The 20,697-nt window shown below is 62.7% G+C and carries 13 protein-coding genes; 8 read left to right on the top strand and 5 right to left on the bottom strand.

Going from position 1 to position 20,697, the window contains the following annotated elements:
• Positions 1 to 99 precede the first annotated feature (99 nt).
• The 4 genes from tilS to cysS all read right to left on the bottom strand — a co-directional run bounded on the left by tilS (position 100) and on the right by cysS (position 4,794).
• Positions 100 to 1,518: a tRNA lysidine(34) synthetase TilS gene (tilS, locus tag ACQ4W0_RS13690; RefSeq protein WP_436577215.1), complete on the bottom strand. Its 1,419-nt coding sequence runs from the start codon at positions 1,516 to 1,518 to the stop codon at positions 100 to 102.
• Between the two features lie 139 nt (positions 1,519 to 1,657).
• Positions 1,658 to 2,632, bottom strand: a complete 975-nt coding sequence (locus ACQ4W0_RS13695; protein ID WP_436577216.1) for an acetyl-CoA carboxylase carboxyltransferase subunit alpha — start codon at positions 2,630 to 2,632, stop codon at positions 1,658 to 1,660.
• A 54-nt stretch (positions 2,633 to 2,686) separates the two neighbouring features.
• Positions 2,687 to 3,400 (bottom strand): DNA-3-methyladenine glycosylase family protein, encoded by a 714-nt coding sequence (locus ACQ4W0_RS13700; RefSeq protein WP_436577217.1) that lies wholly within the window; start codon positions 3,398 to 3,400, stop codon positions 2,687 to 2,689.
• Positions 3,397 to 4,794, bottom strand: a complete 1,398-nt coding sequence (cysS, locus tag ACQ4W0_RS13705; protein WP_436577218.1) for a cysteine--tRNA ligase — start codon at positions 4,792 to 4,794, stop codon at positions 3,397 to 3,399. The genes ACQ4W0_RS13700 and cysS overlap by 4 nt, the downstream gene beginning before the upstream one ends.
• Positions 4,795 to 5,072: 278 nt before the next feature.
• Here cysS and ACQ4W0_RS13710 point away from each other — a divergent pair, with 278 nt between their 5' ends.
• From ACQ4W0_RS13710 to ACQ4W0_RS13725, 4 genes are all read left to right on the top strand, one after another.
• Complete coding sequence (locus tag ACQ4W0_RS13710) at positions 5,073 to 5,711, top strand: peptidylprolyl isomerase (RefSeq protein WP_436577219.1); 639 nt, start codon at positions 5,073 to 5,075, stop codon at positions 5,709 to 5,711.
• A 71-nt stretch (positions 5,712 to 5,782) separates the two neighbouring features.
• Positions 5,783 to 6,274, top strand: coding sequence for a peptidylprolyl isomerase (locus tag ACQ4W0_RS13715; protein ID WP_436577220.1), 492 nt, complete (start codon positions 5,783 to 5,785; stop codon positions 6,272 to 6,274).
• A gap of 86 nt (positions 6,275 to 6,360) precedes the next feature.
• Positions 6,361 to 7,116 carry a UDP-2,3-diacylglucosamine diphosphatase gene (locus ACQ4W0_RS13720; RefSeq protein WP_436577221.1) on the top strand — a complete coding sequence of 252 codons (756 nt, stop codon included), beginning with the start codon at positions 6,361 to 6,363 and terminating at the stop codon, positions 7,114 to 7,116.
• A gap of 69 nt (positions 7,117 to 7,185) precedes the next feature.
• Positions 7,186 to 7,935, top strand: a complete 750-nt coding sequence (locus ACQ4W0_RS13725) for a DUF72 domain-containing protein (RefSeq protein ID WP_436577222.1) — start codon at positions 7,186 to 7,188, stop codon at positions 7,933 to 7,935.
• Here the strand turns inward: ACQ4W0_RS13725 and ACQ4W0_RS13730 are convergent.
• Positions 7,932 to 10,208, bottom strand: a complete 2,277-nt coding sequence (locus ACQ4W0_RS13730; RefSeq protein WP_436577223.1) for an NHL repeat-containing protein — start codon at positions 10,206 to 10,208, stop codon at positions 7,932 to 7,934. The genes ACQ4W0_RS13725 and ACQ4W0_RS13730 overlap by 4 nt on opposite strands.
• 226 nt (positions 10,209 to 10,434) lie before the next feature.
• Between ACQ4W0_RS13730 and ACQ4W0_RS13735 the strand changes: the two genes are divergently transcribed.
• The 4 genes from ACQ4W0_RS13735 (at position 10,435) to ACQ4W0_RS13750 (ending at position 20,681) form a co-directional block, all read left to right on the top strand.
• Positions 10,435 to 10,815, top strand: a complete 381-nt coding sequence (locus ACQ4W0_RS13735) for a GntR family transcriptional regulator (RefSeq protein ID WP_436577224.1) — start codon at positions 10,435 to 10,437, stop codon at positions 10,813 to 10,815.
• The gene (locus ACQ4W0_RS13740; RefSeq protein ID WP_436577225.1) at positions 10,812 to 11,684 is read left to right on the top strand and encodes an ABC transporter ATP-binding protein; all 873 of its coding nucleotides are present in this window, start codon (positions 10,812 to 10,814) and stop codon (positions 11,682 to 11,684) included. The genes ACQ4W0_RS13735 and ACQ4W0_RS13740 overlap by 4 nt, the downstream gene beginning before the upstream one ends.
• Positions 11,681 to 12,682, top strand: a complete 1,002-nt coding sequence (locus tag ACQ4W0_RS13745; RefSeq protein WP_436577226.1) for a hypothetical protein — start codon at positions 11,681 to 11,683, stop codon at positions 12,680 to 12,682. The genes ACQ4W0_RS13740 and ACQ4W0_RS13745 overlap by 4 nt, the downstream gene beginning before the upstream one ends.
• Positions 12,683 to 13,442: 760 nt before the next feature.
• Positions 13,443 to 20,681 (top strand): hypothetical protein, encoded by a 7,239-nt coding sequence (locus ACQ4W0_RS13750; protein WP_436577227.1) that lies wholly within the window; start codon positions 13,443 to 13,445, stop codon positions 20,679 to 20,681.
• Positions 20,682 to 20,697: the final 16 nt, after the last annotated feature.

The raw sequence follows: 20,697 nt of genomic DNA on the forward strand, positions 1-20,697 counted from the left end.
CGATTGCGCATATGGAAATAACCAATCCATGCAGTCGGGAGCGCATGGGCAGCCGCTTGCCGGCCACCCCGAGAGTGGCCATGGCGGCCGCCCTTACGCTCAGCAGGAGACCCAGCGCAAGGCCACGCGGGGACGATCCAGCAGACTCAGGCAATGGCAATCGAGGCCAATCCCCGCCGCGAACAGCAATTGTTGCGCCGCACAGACAAGGGGCAGGCGTTCGCGTTCCCAGGCGGGCACGTCAAAGGCCTGGTAATGGTATTTCAAGCTCTTGGTGGGACGGTTCAAGGCCAGCTTCAGACGCTCGCCACCCTGGCGGAAATCAATGGTCAAGGTTTGAGCTTGCAACCAGGCAATATCGATGCCCTGGCCACCCGCTTCCACCGCGTCGAAATGCAGCACGCCGCCATACGCGGGAAACGCCAGGCTGGCTTCTCCCTGCCAGGAAAATTGCTGGCCGGCTTTTTCCAATCCGGGGATATTCGCGTCGCTCCTGTCGCGCATGCCCGCCAGATCATCGAGCTTCGGCGTCAGATATAAACGGTCGCGGTGGCGCCGCACATGGCATTCGGGATGCGTCACCAGCAGTTGCGCATCAGGCCGCGCCTCCAGCAATTGCGCCAGCATTTCCGCCAGCCATGCCGTCGACGGCATGCGCAAGCCGCGCGTGCCAAACCAATGGCGCAGCAGGTTGTAGCAGCGGTCCGCGCTCAGCTCGCGCAATTTCGCCAGTTCGATGCAGTCGCCGTCGAGGCAAGCGGCCAGATCCTGCGTCGCCAGTTCCGTCAGCAGGCGCTGCGCCGACTGCGCATGCTGGGCGCTGCGGGCGAAACGCTCCTGGAAACCGGGAAACGCCTGCGCCAGTACGGGCATCACCTGGTGCCGCAAAGCATTGCGGGCAAAGCGGGGATCGTCGTTCGACTCGTCGTGGATATGCGCGATCGCATGTTGCGCCACATACGCTTCGAGCTGCCTGCGCGACACGGAAAGCAAAGGGCGCGCCATCACCAGGTCCGGATTGCCCAGCAACTCGGGCGCGCTATTGGCGCCATCCATGCCGGACAAGCCCGCCGTGCCGGAACCGCGCAGCAATTGCAGCAGCACAGTTTCAGCCTGGTCATCCTGGTGGTGAGCCGTCAGCAGCAGGCGCACGCCGTGCATGGCGCACAACTGGCCCAGGGCCGCGTAGCGGCGCTTGCGGGCCGCCTCTTCCGTGCCCGTCTTCGCGTTCGTTTGCAGCGTGACCTTGCGTGCTTCAAAGGCAATGTCCATGCCGGTGCACGTTTGCTCGCAGTGGGCCAGCCAGGCATCCGCATTCGGGCTCAGACCGTGGTGCACGTGAAACGCGTACAGGGTCACGCCCTGCTCCTGCGCCCAGGCATGCGCCAGGTGCAGCAGGGCCGCAGAATCGAGGCCGCCGCTCAGGGCAATGCCCACCGTGCTGCCGGCCGGCGGCGCACAGGCCTCCAGCGCGCGGGCAAATATATCGGGCACGGTGGCGGTTTGTTGCTTTTTCAATGTGGACTCCGGGAATGCAAAGAGGGACAGGCTGCTAAACGGATGGTGTCGTTTAGCGGACTGTCCCTGGAAATACTTATTCACTGCAGGCAAAAATCTAGGGTCAGACCCCAGCATTTTGCTGCGTAGCCAATAACGCTTACTCGCTCGGCGTGGTTTCCTTGAACTTGCCGTAGCTCAGCAGTTTTTCATGGCGCGCTTGCAGCAAGTCCTTGGTTTTCATGCCGTGGAACTGGCGCAAGGTGTCGGCCAGGGCGCGCTTGAGCAAGGTCGCCATCTGTTTCGGATCGCGGTGGGCGCCGCCCAGCGGTTCATTGATGATCTTGTCGATCAGGCCCATGGCCTTCAGGCGGTGGGCAGTGAGGCCCAGCGCTTCAGCCGCGTCGGAAGCGCGCTCGGCGCTCTTCCACAGGATGGAAGCGCAGCCTTCCGGCGAGATCACGGCATAGGTCGAGTATTGCAGCATCAGCACGGCGTCGCCCACGGCAATCGCCAGCGCACCGCCGGAACCGCCTTCACCGATGATGGTGGCGATCAAAGGCACTTTCAGTTCGGCCATCACGTACAGGTTGTGGCCGATGGCTTCCGACTGGCCGCGCTCTTCCGCGTCGATGCCGGGGAAGGCGCCTGGCGTGTCGACGAAGGTGAAGATGGGCAAGTTGAACTTTTCAGCCACTTTCATCAGGCGCATGGCCTTGCGGTAGCCTTCCGGCTTCGGCATGCCGAAATTGCGCAGGGCGCGCTCTTTCGTGTCGCGGCCCTTTTGATGGCCGATGACCATGCACGGCTGGCCGTTGAAGCGGGCCAGGCCACCGACGACGGACAGATCGTCGGCGTAGCTGCGGTCGCCATGCAATTCGTGGAAATCGGTAAAGATTTCATTCACATAATCCATGGTGTAGGGGCGCTGCGGGTGGCGCGCGATCTGCGCCACTTGCCAGGGCGTCAGCTTGGCGTAAATATCTTTGGTCAGCTGCTGGCTCTTCTTGGCCAGGCGGTCGATCTCTTCCGAGATGTCGACGGCCGAATCGTCTTGCACGAAGCGCAACTCTTCGATCTTGGAATCGAGTTCCGCGATCGGCTGTTCAAAATTGAGGAAAGTCGTTTTAGTCATTGTACCTCCAGGTTTTACCGGCCACGGCGCCAGGGCGCGCGGCGTCATCTATGTTTATTTTACCGTACCGGCTGCTGCGCCGGGGACTGCATCGGGTGCGGTAGCGGCAGTTGCGGGGTCGAGACTGCGCCACAAATACCAAGTGGCAACGGTGCGCCACGGTTCCCAATTGGCGGAAACTTCGCGGGCATCGCTGCGGGAAACAGGTTCGCCGGAGAAATAGTTGACGCTGATACCCTGGATCAAACCGGGGTCATCGAGCGGCAAGACATTCGGCCGTAGCAGATTAAATATCAAAAACATCTCCGCTGTCCAGCGCCCTATGCCGCGGATTTGCACCAGTTCGGCGATGACCGCTTCGTCATCCATCTGATCCCACTGGCTGGCGTGCACGCGCTTGGCCTTGAAATGGTCGGCCAGATCGAGGATGTATTCGGTCTTGCGTTTGGACAAGCCGCAGGCGGACAGCTGCTCTGCGCCCGCCTTCAGCACTTGCGTCGGCGTGCATTTCGGGCAAGCCAGCAGCAGCTTTTTCCAGGCAGCATCTGCTGCCTTGGGCGTAATCTGCTGGCCCACCAGCGAACGGGCCAGGGTGGTAAACGGGTCGCTGTGGCCGACCAGGTGCAGGTCGCCAAATTGCGGGATGAGCTTTTTCATGATGCGGTCGCGCTTCATCAGCTCGATCTTCGCCTCTTCCCAGTAGTGCGGCACCTGGATCACCTGCGCCTCCACCGGGGCTTCCCCGTTTTCCCTGGACGTAGCCATCATGCGCGGCGCCAGTTGGTCGAGCCGTCAGGCTTGTCTTCGAGAATGATGCCTGCCGCCAACAGTTCGGCGCGGATCTTGTCGGACTGGGCAAAGTCGCGCGCCTTTTTCGCCGCGCTGCGCGCCGCGATGGCCGCTTCGATGCCGGCCGCTTCATCCTCGCCACCAGCGGCAGCACCGACGGTCGCTTGCAGGAATTGCTGCGGCGTGCGCTCCAGCAAGCCAAACACGCCCGCCAGACCCTTCAATTGACGCGCCAGGGCGGGAGACTTGCTCTTGTTGACTTCCGTTGCCAGGTCGAACAGGGCGGCCACGGCCAGCGGCGTGTTGAAATCATCATCCATCGCCTCGGCCACGCGGGCGGCATGCGCTTCGCTCCAGTCGATGGCGCCCTCTTCCACCACCACGTCGGCCAGCGCCGTGTACAAACGCGTCAGCGACAAACGGGCATCGTCCAGGTGCACGTCCGAGTAATTCAGGGGGCTGCGGTAGTGCGCGCGCAGGATGAAGAAGCGGATCACTTCGGCATCGAACTTTTGCAGCACTTCGCGGATGGTGAAGAAATTACCGAGCGACTTGGACATTTTTTCATTGTCCAGGCGCACGAAACCGTTATGTATCCAGTAATTCACGCTGGTGTGGCCGAACGCGCCTTCGGATTGGGCGATCTCGTTTTCGTGGTGGGGAAATTGCAGGTCCGCGCCGCCGCCGTGAATGTCGAACTGTTCACCGAGCAGGGCGCACGACATGGCCGAGCACTCGATATGCCAGCCCGGGCGGCCCTTGCCCCATTTCGAGTCCCATTTGACTTCTTCCGGCTCGGATTCTTTTGAGGACTTCCACAGCACGAAGTCGAGCGGATCGCGCTTTCCCGTGTTCACGTCGACGCGCTCGCCCGCGCGCAGGTCGTCGAGCGACTTGCCCGACAGCTTGCCGTAGTGGGGGAAATTGCGCACGGCGTAATTGACATCGCCGTCAAGACCCTGGTAGGCCAGATCCTTCGCTTCCAGCTGCTCGATCAGGCGCAGCATCTGCGGCACGTACTCGGTGGCGCGCGGCGTGTGGTCGGGCGTCAAAATACCCAGCGCGGCCGTATCTTCATCCATGTACCGGGTGAAACGCGTCGTCAACTGGGAAATCGTCTCGCCGTTTTCCACGGCGCGGCGGATGATCTTGTCGTCGATGTCCGTAATGTTACGCACATAGGTGACGTCGAAACCGGAGGCTTTCAGCCAGCGGTAGATGACGTCGAAGGCCATCATCATGCGCGCATGGCCGATATGGCAATAATCGTAGATGGTCATGCCGCAGACGTACATGCGTACCTTGCCAGCTTCCATCGGGACGAATACCTGCTTCTCGCGAGCCAGGGTGTTGTAAATCTTTAGATTGCTCATCGTACTTTGCAAGTGGAGCTGCCGCCAGCCTGGCAAAACGACAGACAGGCGCGGACACCGGGGGTGCCGCGCCACTGAACTGCCGTGTGCGCCAAGACTGGTCGAGCCGCTATAGTGTTGTTCTTGTTTGTTAGAATTAGGGCGTTAGCGGTCAAGTATAACATTGATAAAAACCATACTGGCCCGATATGAATCAGGTTTTTACGCTGTTCAAGCAAATTTTCATTTCTTTACAATTAAAGCAAGTTTAGAGAAAAATAACGATCAAGGACACCTTCATGCAAGAAATCAAATCGAAACGCCTGTCTTTCCTGGCCCGCTTTTGCACCCTGTTTGCCGGCCTCACTCTGGGCGGCGCCGTCGTGGCGGCCGCACCGGCAACCCCTTCAGCCACCCTCGACCCCACGCCGCACGTGGCCCTGAAAACCAGCCTGGGCGAGATCGTACTGGAACTGGACCAGGAAAAAGCGCCCCAAAGCGTGGCCAATTTCTTGCAGTATGTCAAAAGCGGATATTACAAGGGCACCGTGTTTCACCGCGTCATCGATGGCTTCATGATACAGGGCGGCGGCTTCGACAAGAACATGAAGCAGAAAGCGACAAAAGCGCCGATCAAGAACGAGGCGCAAAACGGCTTGCAGAACGTCACCTACAGCATCGCCATGGCACGCACGGGCGACCCGCATTCGGCCACGTCGCAATTTTTCATCAACGTGGGCAATAACGGCGCGCTCGACTACCCTGGTCGCGACGGTTTCGGCTACACGGTGTTCGGCAAAGTAGTCAGCGGCATGGACGTGGTCGACAAGATCAAGGCCGTGCCCGTTGCCGACAAGGGACCGCACCAGAACGTGCCGGTCACCCCCGTGGTGATCGAATCGGCGACTTTACTCAAATCAGCGCCCGCAAAACTGTAAAATAGCGTTTTTGCGGCCCTGAACCACGGGGGCCGTCGAATCATTCTTCATCTAATTTATTAAGGATCATCATGACCTCCGTCATCATCACCACCAATCTGGGCAAGATCACCGCTGAACTGGACGCCGAAAAAGCGCCGAAAACGGTTGCCAATTTCCTGGCCTACATGCAAGCCGGCCATTACGACAACACGATTTTCCACCGCGTCATCGACGGCTTCATGATCCAGGGCGGCGGTTTCGAGCCAGGCATGAAACAGAAGCCTGCCGACACCACCGTGGAAAACGAAGCCAAGAACGGCCTGAAAAACGACACCTACACGCTGGCCATGGCCCGCACGTCGGACCCGCACTCGGCATCGGCCCAGTTCTTCATCAACATCAAGAACAACAGCTTCCTCGACTATCCAGGCCAGGACGGCTGGGGCTACGCCGTGTTCGGTAAAGTCACGGAAGGCAAGGAAGTCGTCGACGCCATCCGCGCCGTAAAAACCTCGCGCACCGGCATGTTTGCCGATGTGCCAGTGGCCGATGTTGTCATCGAGAAAGTCGAAGCCGCTTAATACGGCTCAGGCATCATGAATAACAGGCATTGCAGCGTTTTCGCCTCTCCATGCACTTCACTTTTTGGGAGCGTTGAACGATGACAATGCCTGCCGCACTTTTTATTTCCGACCTGCATCTGCAGAGCTCGCACCCGCGCACCAGCGCGGCGTTTCTTTCTTTCCTGGAACACCATGCGCAATACGCGCAAGCACTGTATCTATTAGGCGACCTGTTCGAATACTGGGCCGGCGACGATGACCTGGAAGACCCGTTCAATGCGCGCATGACGGCTGCCATCCGCGCCGTCAGCGATGCTGGAGTGCATGTGTACTGGATCGCCGGCAACCGTGACTTTCTTGTCGGCTCCGGCTTCGCCGCCGCCGCCGGCGCCACCCTGCTCAGCGAGCCGCATGCGGCTACCATTGCCGGCCAGCGCATCGTCTTGCTCCATGGCGACGCCGAATGCACGAAAGACGTGCAATATATGGAGTTTCGCGCCATGGTGCGCCAACCCGCGTGGCAAAAACAGTTCCTGTCCATGCCGCTGGCACAGCGCAAGGCCATCATCGACGGTTTGCGTCAGAGCAGCCGCGAGCACAATGGCGAAAAATCCATGGACATCATGGATGTCACGCCCGATGCCGTGGCCCAAGTATTTGCCGAACATGCCAGCACCGTCATGATCCACGGCCATACGCACCGCCCCGCCCTGCATAAAGTCGACAATACCTTGCGCTATGTCCTGCCCGACTGGGAATGCGACGTGACGCCGCCAGAACAGCCACGCGGCGGCTGGATCGCCATCGATACGCGCGGCAACATCACGCGCCATGATCTCAACGGCGACGTCATCGACTAGGCCTGCGCCGACCGCTCCACGGGCGTTTGTCCGATAGCCGCGCCCGCCAAGCTTTGTTGTAATGGCGCCATGTCCACTCCCCTGATCGGCACGGCTGGCTGGAGCCTTTCCAGCGCCGCCACCAGCCACTTCCCCCTCGATGGCAGCCACCTGCAGCGCTATGCCCAGGTACTGGACTGCGTGGAAATCAACAGCTCCTTCTACCGTCCACACCAACCCGCCACCTACGCGCGCTGGGCCGCCAGCGTACCCGAACACTTCCGCTTCAGCGTGAAATTGCCGCGCAGCATCACGCACGAACGGCGTCTGCGCGATGGCGAGGCCGAACTGGATCGCTTTGCGGGGGAAGTCATGCAACTGGGGAATAAACTGGGCTGCGTGCTGGTGCAGCTGCCGCCCAGCCTGCGTTTCGAGGCAGACGTGGTCACCGCATTTTTCAGTGCGCTGCGCCAGCGCTTCGACGGCATGCTCGCTTGCGAAGCGCGCCACCCCAGCTGGTTTGACGCGGCCGCGACCGAGCTGTTAACGCTGCAGTGCATCACCCGCGTGCGGGCCGATCCGCCCGCAGGCCAGCCGGGGCCACACGTGCCGACCACGAGCGTGGCCTACCTGCGCCTGCACGGCAGCCCGAAAATATACTACTCGGACTATCCGGCCGACTATCTGGCAAGCCTGGCCACCGCCCTGCGCGCACAGGTGCAGGCAGGCAGCTGGTGCATCTTCGACAACACGGCGGCCGGCGCCGCCCTGTTCAATGCGCTGGACTTGCAGGCGCGGCTGATGGGCTTGCCAACCGCGCCTGCCCGAAGTCCCGCCTAAGGCAAAGGCGTCTGGACGATGGCACGGGCGGTATAACCGTACAGCGTACCATTACCAAAGGCAACGATGTCCACGATGGGATTGCCCCATGCCAGCTGCGGTGTGGAAATTACCCCTGCCGTATCGATTTTACTCACGCCATCCTGGCCGCTCAGGTACAGGTTGTCGGCCTTGTCGATGGCCAGGCTGGGCATGCCGGCAAAGGACAGGCTGCCGACGCCAGGCGCACCGTCGGCATTTTTAGTCGAGTACATGGTGCCGGCAAACACAGTCACGGCGCCGGAACGATTCACCTTGAAGACCACTTGATGATAATAGTCATCAAAATACATCTCCCCTTTGCTGTCAAACACTATGCTGAAGGGCAGAATATCCTGGTAGCCAAGATCGCTGTCACTCAGGGAGAGCGCGAGCGTCTCAAAGGATACAAACAAGGAAAATACGCCACCGGGCGGGCGCCGATAAATCCCCTTGCCCAAAGCCTCCGTCCAGGTGATATAGCCATCCTTGTCAACGGCCAGGATATACTGCTGAAGGCCAAAGCCGCCTGCCGGCAATTGCTCGATGGTGGACATGACCCCATCAGCATTGATCTTGCGCAAATTAAATGAAGAGGCATTCGGTGCCTTGTCAGCCACATACACGGCACCATCCGTGCCGCAAGCGATCGCCACGGGGCCGGCCATGGTGGCGCTAAGCCGCGCCCCGTCGTCGCTTCCGGCGCGGCCGGCAATACCCGCATAGACTTCCAGCTTGCCATTTGGGGCAAGCCGGCGCAGCACCTTGCTGGCCGCATCGAGCAGATAGACATTACCGGCAGGGTCGCTGCACATGTCCGATACCTTGACATTGCCCACACGGGCCGAAGCGCCCACGCCATCCACCGGCCCCGTATTGTCCAGCATGACAGGAATGGTCGCAATCCTGTTGCCGGCATCCACCCGGCTCAAGCGCTGCAGGCCGGCATCGAAGACCAGCATGGCGCCTGAATCCTCAAGCCACATCTGCGATAAGGTTTTCCAGTCGACAGATTTCCCTGTTGCGTCAGGCACCAAACGCCCCACCACCGTCGTCACTTCGCCATCGGGCGTCATGCGGCGGATGGCATCGCGGTCGGCCAGCAACAAATTGCCGCTGCTCTCAAACACCATGCTGCGCACGCCCCTGAAGCTGGCATTCGTGCCCTTGCCGTCATAGCCGGAGCTTATAAAATTTCCTGCAACCAAGGCCGCCACGCCATTATCAAGGCGATATATCTTGCTGCCGTTACTGTTGCTCATATAAATGACACCATTGGCATCGACCGCAATCTGGCCCACCCTCCCTGCGCGCGGCGGCTGGCCATTTGGCTCGGAAAACAGGACATTGATGGAACTGACGATGCCAGCTGGCGTCAACCGGCGAACCTGGACCTGTCCGTCATCAACAAGCAACACATCACCGTTACGGTCCATGGCCATGCTGGCGATCCATCCGAACCGGGCTTGCGTCCCCGGCCCATCGGCATACACAGGTACGCCATCCGGCTCGGCCGGTGTCGCATTGCAATTGGCGCGTCGTTTGCCGGCCAGTGTACTGACCACGCCGGCAGGCGTAATTTTTCGCACCAGGCCATTGCAGCTATCGGCCACGTACAGATTCGCCTTGCCGTCGATCACCAGCGGTGCACGACCGCCTCCCATGTAGAAAGTCGCGCTGGCGGCAGGCCCGTCAATGGCACCAGCCTTGCCTGGCATGCCAGCGTAAATACTGAGGCTGCCGTCAGGGGCGAGCTTGTGAATCACCTGCGTGGTAGCGTCGGCGAAGTAATAATTGCCCGCGCCATCCTGCACCATGCCATCGATACGCTGAATCCGTTCCTGCACGCCGGCCAGCACGATGGGCAGGCAACGCACGGCCAAGGTGCTGACGTCTGCATTGCCCATGGTCGCCGCGCCTTGCGCAATGCTGCAGCCCAGGCCTGCGGAAGCGCTGTCGACCTTGCCCTGATAAGCGGTGCCCGCCGCCAGCTTGCCGACAAAACTGAAGGGACCGTTGGCCGTGACGGTCAGCTTGTCCGTGCCGTTCGCCAGCACGACGCTGGCGCCAGGCAACAAGCCACTGACCGTGCCGCCCAGCAAATAGCGCGGCGTCTCGACCGGCGCTACCGGCGTCGGTGGCGGCGTGGAGGTGCCGCCGCCGGAACCGCCGCCACAGGCGCTCAATACGGCCAACACGACGCCACAGCCGGCGCGCCTGAACAGGTTTTGTACTTCTCCAAAGCAATTTATCATTTCTGCTTTCATGGTTGTGGCGACGATGTACGCCAAAAGTCATCAAGTAAAATTCTCAAAAACACAACATTATAGTTTCCTTGTGGATAGAAAAACATGAATATGTTGACATTTATTTTATCACTGTTATAGTTCACTACAACACCAACTCAATACATCACGGAGCTTCGATGCCTACAGCATTTTTCACGCACCGCGCCGCCCCGCCCTTTTCGGAGCGCATCCCATGAGCGCGGAATGGAATGACAATAGCCCCATCTACCGCCAGCTCAAGGCCAGGGTGGTGGGCATGATGCTCGATGGCGCGCTGCAGTCCGGCGACGCCCTGCCTTCGGTGCGCCAGGTGGCGGCCGACTATCAATTGAATCCCATCACGGTCTCGCGCGCCTATCAGGAGCTGGTCGACGATGCCCTGGTGGAAAAACGCAGAGGACTCGGTATGTATGTCTTGGAAGGCGCCCGCGACAAATTGCTGGCCAGTGAACGCGAGCGCTTCCTGCGCGAAGAATGGCCGGCGATGCTGGAACGCATCACGCAACTGGGTCTGGACCTCGAGCAACTACTGCAAGCGAGCCGCGACAGTGGCGCACACGGAGAGAACGCATGAATGCATTGAACAAGGATAGCGTCATCAGCGCGCGCGGCTTGCGCAAGCAGTATGGCAAGCAGGTGGCCATCGATGACATCAGCTTTGATATCGCGCCTGGGCGTATCGTCGGCTTGATCGGGCCTAACGGTTCCGGCAAGACCAGCACCCTGAAAGCCATCCTGGGCTTGACGGGTTTCGAAGGCGAACTGTCGGTGCTGGGGCGCGATCCGCGCGGACAGCGCGACGCGCTGATGGAGGACGTGTGCTTCATCGCCGACGTGGCCATCCTGCCGGGCTGGCTGCGCGTGGCCGACGCCATCGATTTCGTTGCCGGCGTGCATCCACGTTTCGACCGCAGCAAGGCCGAACGCTACCTGGCCCACACCAAGCTGGCGCCGAAGATGAAGGTCAAGGCCATGTCGAAAGGCATGGTGGTGCAGTTGCACCTGGCGCTGGTGATGGCCATCGACGCCAAACTGCTGGTGCTCGACGAGCCGACCCTGGGCCTGGACATTCTGTACCGCAAGCAGTTTTACCAGAACCTGCTGGAAGACTATTTCGATGAAAACAAGACCATCGTCATCACCACGCACCAGATCGAGGAAGTGGAGCACATCCTCAGCGACCTGATGTTCATTCGCGACGGCAAGATCGTGCTGGCCTCGACCATGGAAGAGGTGGGCGAGCGCTATATCGAGGTGATGGTGGGCCAGCAACACGTCAATCCGGCGCGCGCCCTGCAGCCGATCAGCGAACGCAGCGTGTTCGGCAAGTCCGTGATGCTGTTCGACGGCGTCGCCCGCACCCAGCTGGCCGCCCTGGGCGAAGTACGCACACCCAGCCTGGCTGACCTGTTTGTCGCGACCATGAAAGGATCGTACCAATGAGTATTTCCCCCGCAAACAAGCTGCAATGGCTGCTCCGGCGTGAACTTTGGGAGCACAAGGGCATGCTGGTATGGACGCCCGCCCTGATCGGCATCGTCATGACGGTGCTGGGCACCCTGATGGCGGCCGCGACCATCGCCAGGACCAAAATGCACACGGCGCTCATCGTCAATGGCGAGGAAATTTCCTGGAGCACCGTCTTCAATACCCGCACCTTCGGTCCGCGCCGCACGGAAATGATCGACGCCGTCGCCAACAACTATACGTACGCGGCTGCGCCGCTGTTCCTGGCGCTGGGCTTCCTGGTGTTTTTCTATTGCCTGAGCGCCCTGCATGACGACCGCCGCGACCGCAGCGTGCTGTTCTGGAAATCGCTGCCCATCTCGGATGCGCAGACGGTGCTGTCAAAAGCGGCCATCGCCCTGCTGGTCGCGCCGCTGATCGTGGCCGCCGCCGCCAGCCTGACTTCGCTGGCCCTGATCCTGATACTGAGCGGCGTGCTGGCGGCCAACGGCATCCACGTGTTTGCCGAACTGCTCGGCTCTCCCGGCCTGTACCTGGGACCGCTGCGCGTGTTCGGCTTGCTGCCCGTGTATTGCCTGTGGGCCTTGCCGACGGTTGGCTGGTTGCTGATGGTCTCGAGCTGGGCCAAGTCGAAAGTCTTCCTGTGGGCCGTCGGCCTGCCGCTGCTGTTGCTCATCCTGACAGTCTGGGCCGGCAAGCTGACGCAGACGGAAAGCGACCTCAGCTGGATACAGATGAATGTCATCGGACGCGCCCTGCTGGGCACCCTCCCTGGCAGCTGGTATCTGTTTGAACCGGAACTGCTGCCGCAAATGCACGCCCTGGCAGCAGGTGGATCGCACATGACACGCATCGATGTGTTCAGCAATTCCTGGTCCAGCCTGGCCTTGCCAGCCGTCTGGCTGGGTGCGGCGGCAGGCGCGGTGCTGATTTACGCCGCCATCCGTCTGCGCCGCTGGCGCGAGGAAGGCTGACAAGCGCAGCGCACAACACTGCACCATCAAAAACGCCCCGCCCGTCGGGGCGTTTTCCATTATCGTCCCGTTCAGCCCCCTGAAACAATAACTACTTTACCGATAGTTATTATAAATAACCCTCTTCGCATTAAAAGACTATTCAATTGATAGTATTAAACAGATATAAAAATTATAAATAATTATTTCTATCGCATTTTATTACCAATCACATTTGACAATCATCAGTCAAAAAAACAACAACTAGCAATTCGATAGCAAGATGGCTTTTTGGATGAAAACCGCAGAAATGCTGGCACACGACAGCAGACTCAGCCGAAAAGTTCCATTTCGTGACAATCCGTGATTATTTCCTTGTGTATAACTTGACAAAATAGTGGCATGAAAAATGATCAAAATAAAATTGAAAGTTTCAAAACTGAAACTATCCTCATAGTGAGAGCGGGTGAGAGCCTCATGAAAATACGCTGCTCTGCCAGCGAGCATCACCAGGTAAGCGAGTTGCGGGCGAAACAAAATACAAGAAATAATCACTCTACAAAACAAGTGCAAAATTAGCATTTTTAATGTTGCTGAGGTAGCGCTCCTTTGCGCCAGCGATTTTTTTCCAGTTATGTTTTACTTGCCACTATCAACATCGGGAACACAAAAGTTCGACCACGGCCCAAGCCACGCCGGAATAAGTAAGGAAACGACTTATTATTATTTTTTTAATATCTTGAGAAATTGAACGAATATAACCTCATCCGGAGACTTTCAAATGGCCACCACCCTCACTCCAGCACAAGTTCCCGTTAATGCCGATGGCGCTGCCGCCAAGACCACGGTGCCTGCAAAAAAGGGCATCAATCCAAAAACCGGCGAGCGCAAGCAGTATGACGACGATGAACTGATACAAGGGGCCAATGCCAGCCAGACCATGCCGCCTGAAAATGTCGTTGAAGTCACGGGCAGCGCCGATAGCGGCAATGCCGGCGCCCTGGGCGCAGCGGCCGCTGTGGCTGCAGCCGCTGCGGCAGCGGGTGGCGGTGGCGCGGCCGCAGGCCAGGCCGGCACCGGCAACGCCGACCTCGGCACGCCGCAAAGCGATAACAATGGCGGCGGCGCCGCTGGCGCGGCCGGCACCGGCGCAGGTGCCGCCGGCATCCCCAGCGGCAGTGTCGTGGACGTTGCCGGCGCCTCGGCTGGCGCGGGTGCGGGTGCGGGTGCGGGCGCTGCGGGCGGCCTGGGCGGACTCGGCGTGCTGGGCGCGCTCGGCGGCCTCGGCCTGGTTGCCGCCGCAGCTGGCGGTGGCGGCGGAGGCGGCGCCGCGGCCGGCGGTTCCGGCACGGGTACGGGTTCCGGCACGGGTACGGGAGGGACGGGTGGAACGGGCACTGGTGGCACGGGCGGTACCGGCACAGGAGGTACCGGCACAGGCGGCACGGGCACCGGCGGCACAGGCACGGGCACCGGCGGTACTGGTACTGGCACGGGCACGGGCACGGGCGGCACAGGCGGCTCGACAGGCGGACAGGGCAACGGCAGTGGCAATGGAGGCACGGGCGGCACTGATCCCACACACACTTCGGTTGTTACCACCATTACCGACGCTGCCTTGTTGGCAGCCGCTGCAGCGCTCAACGCCGCCAACAGCGCACTGGCGGACGACGCTGCTGCGGCGGCGGCGGCGGCTGCGGCGGCTGCCGCACTGGCGGACGACGCTGCTGCGGCGGCGGCGGCGGCTGCGGCGGCTGCCGCACTGGCGGCGGCAAATTCGGCAAGCAATGATGATCAACTGGCGGCGCAGGCACAAGCTATCGCCGCCGCCGCGCTGGCAACGGCCAGCTCGGCGGCCAACGACGACGCCCTCGCCGCGACGGCTGCAGCGACAGCAGCTACGGCGCAGGCAGCGGCTACTGACGCAACAAATGCAGACAATGCAGCGGCCCAGGCAGCTATCACGGCAGCCAGTTCGCTGGCCGCCACAACGTCGGCCCAGGCAGACGATGCGGCCGCAGCCGCAGCCGCCCAGGCGGCAACCCAGGCCCATGCCGCAGCCGATGCGGCCAATGCCAAGGCCGACCTGACGGATGCAAACGCCCTTGACGTTGTCGCTGCTGCAGCCGATGTCGCGGCAGCCGCAGCAGAGGCACAAGCTAATCTGACGGACGCCGCCGCACTGGCGGTGATCTCCGATGCCGATGCCGCCAATGCAGCAATTGCGGCAAGCCTGGCTGCCGCTACCGATGCCGACGCCCTTAACGTCGCACTGGCTGCCGCCATTCAAGCCTCCGCTGCTGCTACGGCCCAGGCAAACCTGAGCGATGCAGCAGCGCTGACGGTGCAAGCCAATACCGATGCTGCCACTGCCGCTGCCGCTGCCACCATCGCCGACGCGAGCGACGCGAATGTCCTCGATGGTATTGCCAACGCAGCCGTCATTACGGCAAGCAATGCCGTCACCCTGGCCAATACCACCGATGCCACAGCATTGGGACTGGCTGCGACAGCGGCACAAAATGCAGCCGATGCGGCAAGCGCATTGGCTGCGCAAACCGATGCCGTGGCGCTGACCGGGGCTGCCGATGCGGCCGCAGCCGTGGCCGCATGGGATGCAGGCAATGCCAACGCCACCGATGCCGTGGCCTTGCAACTGGCCGCCAATGCGGCGGCCGCCGCTGCCACTAGTGCCGCCGGGGTGGCGGCAGCGACTGATGCCACCGCCCTCGGTCAAGCTGATACCGCTGCCCAGCAGTTCGCCGATGCTGCCGCAGCCAATGCAGCCCTGACAGATGCTGCTGCTCTGGCAGCCATTTCCAATACAGACGCCACAGATGCACAGGCAGCAGCAACGCTGGCCAACGCCACGGATGCCGCTGCGCTCGATGCCACAGCGACATCCGCCGCTGCGGCCGCTACCGCCGCCGCAGCCCTGGCTGCCCAAAGCGATGTCGGCGCCCTGCAAGCAGCATACAACACGGCGGCGGCTACCTCGGCCGCAGCAACGGCGCAAGCCAACCAGACCGATGCCGCCGCCCTGACGGCGCAAGCCAATGCCGATGCCACTGCCGCTGCAACAGCGCAAACCACGGCCAACCAGACCGATGCCTCCGCCCTGGCGGCAACGGCTGCCACCGCCAATACCAATGCCAGCAATGCACAAAATGTCGCGGACATGACAGATGCCGCTGCGCTGGAAACGGCGTATAACCAGGCAGCACAGAATGCGCAAAATGCACACAATCAGCTCAACCTGCTCGATCTGAATGTCGCCCTGGGCATCTCCAATAGCGATGCCGCTGCAGCGGCATTGGCAGTCAACGCCTCCGTGCTGGCGGGCTTGGGCGCGGCGCCCGATATCACTCTGTTGCAATTGGCGGTCAACGCCGCACAAACGGCGGCCAATACTGCCGACGGCGCGGTGCCGGTGAATGCGGCGGCCCTGATCAGCGATGCCTTGGCAAAAGCCAGCGCAGCGGTGGCGGCGCAAGTCACCGCCGACCTGACGGACGCCACCGCACTGCAAAATACGGCCAATCAAGCCACCAATGCCGTCGCAAACCTGGCGCTCAATGGCGCCCTGCTGCTGACCAATGCGCTGACGGCCGTTACCACTGAGACCGGTGTGGCCGCAGCAGCCAATGCCACGGCGGCGCTGACCGACGCGGTCGCCCTGGGGGCGGTTTCCGCAACGGCAGCCACCGCTGCTGCTGCCGCACAAGCGGCGGCCAACCTGAGCGATGCCAGCGTGCTCGATGCCGCCGTCACCACTGCCTCCAATGTGCTGGCCAGCGTCACGGCCACGGCCAACCTGAGCGATGCTACAGCGCTGGGGCTGGCCTATAACCTGGCAGTAACAGCATCCAACGCCGCCACCACAGCCGCCAATGGTATCGACGTCGCAGCTCTGACAGCCATCTCGAATGCCGATGCGCTGGCTGCTGCAACGGCCAGCAATATCGCCAACCTGACGGATGCCACGGCCTTGGGCCTGGTCTCGACAGCCAACGCGACAACGGCCACCGCGCTGCAGGCCACAGCCGACCTGACCGACGCCACTGCCCTTGGCATCGCCGCTACTGCCGCTACCGCCGCTGCTACCACCGCCGCCAATATTGCCAACCTGACCGACGCGGTAGCATTGGGCACAGCATGGACCGCCGCTACTGCGGTAGCCAACGCTGCAGCAGCAACGGCAGCATTGACCGACGCCACGGCGCTAGGCCTGATTTCGACGGCAGATGCCGCCGCAGTTGCCACCTTGCAAGCGACCGCCAACCTGACCGACGCTGTTGCCCTGGGCATCGTATCGGCTGCCGCCACCACCGCAGCCAATGCAGCGGCGGCCACCGCAGCCCTGACCGATGCCGTCGCCCTGGGAACGGTTTCTACCGCCGCCACGCAAGCGGCCAATGTCGCCGCTGCGACCGCCAATCTGACCGATGCAGTGGCCCTCGGCGTGACTGCGACGACCAACGCGGCAGCGGCCACCGCGGCACAGGCAACAGCCGATCTGACGGACGCCGTCGCCCTGGGCCTGGTGGCAACCACGAATGCGCTCGCTGCCACCGCTGCAGCAACGTTAGCAGGACTGACCGATGCCGTCGCGCTCGGCACCCAGCATACGCTGGACGTGACGGCCGCCACTGTGGCCGCCACCAAAGCCGCCCTGACTGACGCCGCCGCGTTGACCGCCATCGCCAACACCGACGCTGCCAATGCAGCAAACCTGGCAAGCTATTCACAAGCGCATCCATTCGATCTGGTGGCGGCGCTGGCTTCCACCACAGCGGCCACCACGGCTACGCTGTCGCACGCTGCCGCCCAATCGGCACAAGCTGACGACGCTGTAGCTGCATCGACGGCTGCCACGGCCGCCGCCTCGCTGGTGGCACTGAACAATGCCCTCGCAGCAGACAGTGCCGCCACTGCAGCAGCGACCCTGGCCACCACCTCGCAAGCGGCTGCCACCGCTGCACAGGTGGCCGACGCGGCGGCTACCACGGCACATAATCTCGCCGCCACCTCGCAAACGGCATACCAGGCGGCACAGGCAGCCGACGCGGCAGCAGCGTCAACCGCTGCCACGGCCGCCAACGCCCTCAGCGCGCTGAATGCGGCCATCGCCGACGACGCACATGCGGTGGCCACTGCGCTCACTGCGCAAAACGCGCTCAGCGCCTACACTTCGGCAGTGGCCGCTGATACTGCCGCAGCGGCTGCCGCTGTCACGGCCGCAGCATCGCTGGCAGCCACGCAAGCGGCGCAGGTAGCCGATACGACAGCGGCCAGCACGGCAGCCATCGCACAGAATGCATTGAATGCACTGAACTCGGCTCTGGCCGACGATGCAAACGCTGCCAGCACGGCTCTCGCCGCCACCAATGCGCAAGCGGCTGCAGCGGCAGCCTTCGCCGCGGACACGGCGGCGGCGACAGCACATGCAGCAGCGGCCATCGCATTGGCAGCCACCCAGCACGCCCAGGCCGACGATGCGGCAGCTGCCGCAGCTGCCGCAGTAGCGGCTACCTCGCTGGCTGCCACTAATGCGGCACAAGGTCTGGTGACTGCCGCCGCCAACGCGGTTGCCGCCGCCACCACGGCGCTCAGCAACTTTAACCATGCCTTGGCAGACGATGTGGCAGTGGTAACTGCCACCGCCAACCTGACTGCGGCGCAAGCGGCGGCCGCCGCCGCGCACGCCGCCGATAACGCCGCAGCCACCGCCGCTACCAACGCGGCAAACGCGCTGGCCGCCTACCAGGCGGCGCTGAATGACGATACAACTGCATTCAATGCCACTAACGCCCTTGCGGCAGCTCAGCAATACCTGGCGGCGCTGCAAAGCGGTAGTCCACTGGCTGCCCTGCAAGCGATCGCCACTGCTGCCCAGACAGCTGCCAACAACGCAGCCAGCGATGACGCTGCCGCTGCCGCTGCAGCAGCGGCAGCGCTGACTGCACAGGGGCTGGCGGCAGCTGCGCAGGCGGCCCAGGCGGCAGCTCAGAGCGCCCATGCGGCACTACAAGTAGCCGTGGACCACCTGACTCTCGGCCTGAACGTGGGTACGACAGCAGCGACAGCGCAAACTTCGCTGAACGCCGTCGTCAATGTCCAGCTACTCACCAGCAATGCCGCGCAAGCCGACGCCGCTGCCGCCCAGGCACTGGCCGCCTGGCACGCGGCCCAGGCAGACGATGCAGCAGCGGCACAGGCGCATGCCAATGCCAATGCCGCCAATGCTGCCGCAGCGCAGGCCCAGGCTGACGATGCTGCGGCCGCCCAGGCAGCAGCCACCGCAGCGGCATCGCTGGCCGCCGCGCAAGCGGCACAAGCTGACGATGCGCATGCCGCCCAGCTTGCCGCCCAGGCGGCAGCCGCGCAGGCCGCCCTGCAGGCTGCGCAAGCCAACAACAACGCTGCCAGCAACGCTGCAACGGCCGCTGCCGCAGCAGCGTTGGCCGCGCAACAAGCCCATGCCGACGATGCCGCCGCCGCCGCCGCTGCCACCAAGGCCGCCCTGTCACTTGCCGCGACCCAGGCCGCACAAGCGGACGATGCCGCCGCCGCCGTGGCCGCCACGGCCGCTGCCAATGCACATGCCGCCTACCTCGCCGCCGTGGCCGACGATGCCGATGCCGCTACCCTGGCAGCGGCAGCTCAGGTCGCACAGAATGCAGCCACGGCCGCCCAGCATGCCGATGCTGTCGCCGCCGCTTCAGCTGCCGCCGCCGCGCTTGCCCAGGCGGCAGCGATGAGCGCACAGCAGGACGACAATGCCGCTGCTGCCGCCATCGGCACCGCCGCCCACGCAGCAGCAGACTACCAGGCAGCGCTGGCCGCCGACGCGGCCGTCGCCACCACGGCCGCTGCCGCCACCGCCGCGCAGGCAGCGGCGCAAGCAGCGCACAACGACGATGCGGCAGCAACAGTGGCCGCCACGCAAGCGGCTATTTCGCTGGCAGCGGCGCAACATGCCCAGGCCGACGATGCCGCCGCAGCGCAAGCGGCTGCCAACGTCGTGACGGCGCAAGCGGCCTACAATGCCGCCGTGGCAGCAGACAATGCGGCGGCAACCGCCGCCGCAGCAGCCGCCGCCTCTGCCGCAGCAACCCATGCGGCCCAGGCCGATGATGCAGTCGCAGCGCAAGCAGCAGCCTTTGCTGCACAAGCACATGCCAATGCCGCCGCCGCCCATGCCGACGATGCAGCAGCAGCCCAGGCCACCGCGGCAGCGCAAGCAGCCGATGTGGCGGCGGCACATGCCCAGGCTATCGCCGATCAAACCGACGCCCATGCCCTGGGAGTCATCTCGGACGCCGACGCAGCAGCAGCGGCCCACGCCCAGACGATCGCCGATCAGACCGACGCCCATGCCCTGGGCCTGGCGTCTGATGCAAGCACCGCCGCAGCCGCGGCTGCCGCCCATACGGCAGACCTGACCGATGCCCATGCATTGGGGCTGGCCGCCGATGCAGCGGCCGCCGCAGCGGCCCAGGCGCAAGCGCATGCCGACCTGACGGATGCGCCAGCGCTGACGGCCGTGTCCAATGCCGATGCTGCAGCGGCGGCACATGCCCAGACGATCGCCGACCAGACCGATGCAGCACATTTACTGGTACTCAGTCAGCAAGCCCTGCACAGCCCGCAGACACTGGCCGACTTCCATACCGGCCTGCCTGCCGCTGGCGGCGACGTGATCGACATGTCGGGCATTGCCCACCTGACGGCTGCGGTAGCGGTGGGCGTCAACCTGGGCACGGACTTTGGCGCCGACAACCTGTTCATCTTCGACAGCACGGCCGTGTCCATCCACGACGCCGCCGGCGCCATCGCGGCCGACAACAGCGTCTTGTCGGGACAGGGTTACATCGTCATCGCCGATGCGCAAAACAGCGGCGCCGTGACGGTGTATCACTCGAGTGACCTGAGCAATGCCAATGCCATCGACACGGCCCTGGTACTGCTGAGTGGCGTGAACATCACGCAGCTGACGGCAGCGAATTTTCATGTCTGAGGCCACGGCCATGGAA

Source organism: Janthinobacterium breve (assembly GCF_051380895.1).
In the GTDB taxonomy this organism is placed as follows: domain Bacteria; phylum Pseudomonadota; class Gammaproteobacteria; order Burkholderiales; family Burkholderiaceae_D; genus Janthinobacterium.

Coding starts and splice junctions, on each gene's coding strand:
- ACQ4W0_RS13695 (WP_436577216.1), bottom strand. CDS start 2,632: ATGACTAAAACGACTTTCCTCAATTTTGAACAGCCGATCGCGGAACTC.
- ACQ4W0_RS13700 (WP_436577217.1), bottom strand. CDS start 3,400: ATGATGGCTACGTCCAGGGAAAACGGGGAAGCCCCGGTGGAGGCGCAG.
- cysS (WP_436577218.1), bottom strand. CDS start 4,794: ATGAGCAATCTAAAGATTTACAACACCCTGGCTCGCGAGAAGCAGGTA.
- ACQ4W0_RS13710 (WP_436577219.1), top strand. CDS start 5,073: ATGCAAGAAATCAAATCGAAACGCCTGTCTTTCCTGGCCCGCTTTTGC.
- ACQ4W0_RS13715 (WP_436577220.1), top strand. CDS start 5,783: ATGACCTCCGTCATCATCACCACCAATCTGGGCAAGATCACCGCTGAA.
- ACQ4W0_RS13720 (WP_436577221.1), top strand. CDS start 6,361: ATGCCTGCCGCACTTTTTATTTCCGACCTGCATCTGCAGAGCTCGCAC.
- ACQ4W0_RS13725 (WP_436577222.1), top strand. CDS start 7,186: ATGTCCACTCCCCTGATCGGCACGGCTGGCTGGAGCCTTTCCAGCGCC.
- ACQ4W0_RS13730 (WP_436577223.1), bottom strand. CDS start 10,208: ATGATAAATTGCTTTGGAGAAGTACAAAACCTGTTCAGGCGCGCCGGC.
- ACQ4W0_RS13735 (WP_436577224.1), top strand. CDS start 10,435: ATGAGCGCGGAATGGAATGACAATAGCCCCATCTACCGCCAGCTCAAG.
- ACQ4W0_RS13740 (WP_436577225.1), top strand. CDS start 10,812: ATGAATGCATTGAACAAGGATAGCGTCATCAGCGCGCGCGGCTTGCGC.
- ACQ4W0_RS13745 (WP_436577226.1), top strand. CDS start 11,681: ATGAGTATTTCCCCCGCAAACAAGCTGCAATGGCTGCTCCGGCGTGAA.
- ACQ4W0_RS13750 (WP_436577227.1), top strand. CDS start 13,443: ATGGCCACCACCCTCACTCCAGCACAAGTTCCCGTTAATGCCGATGGC.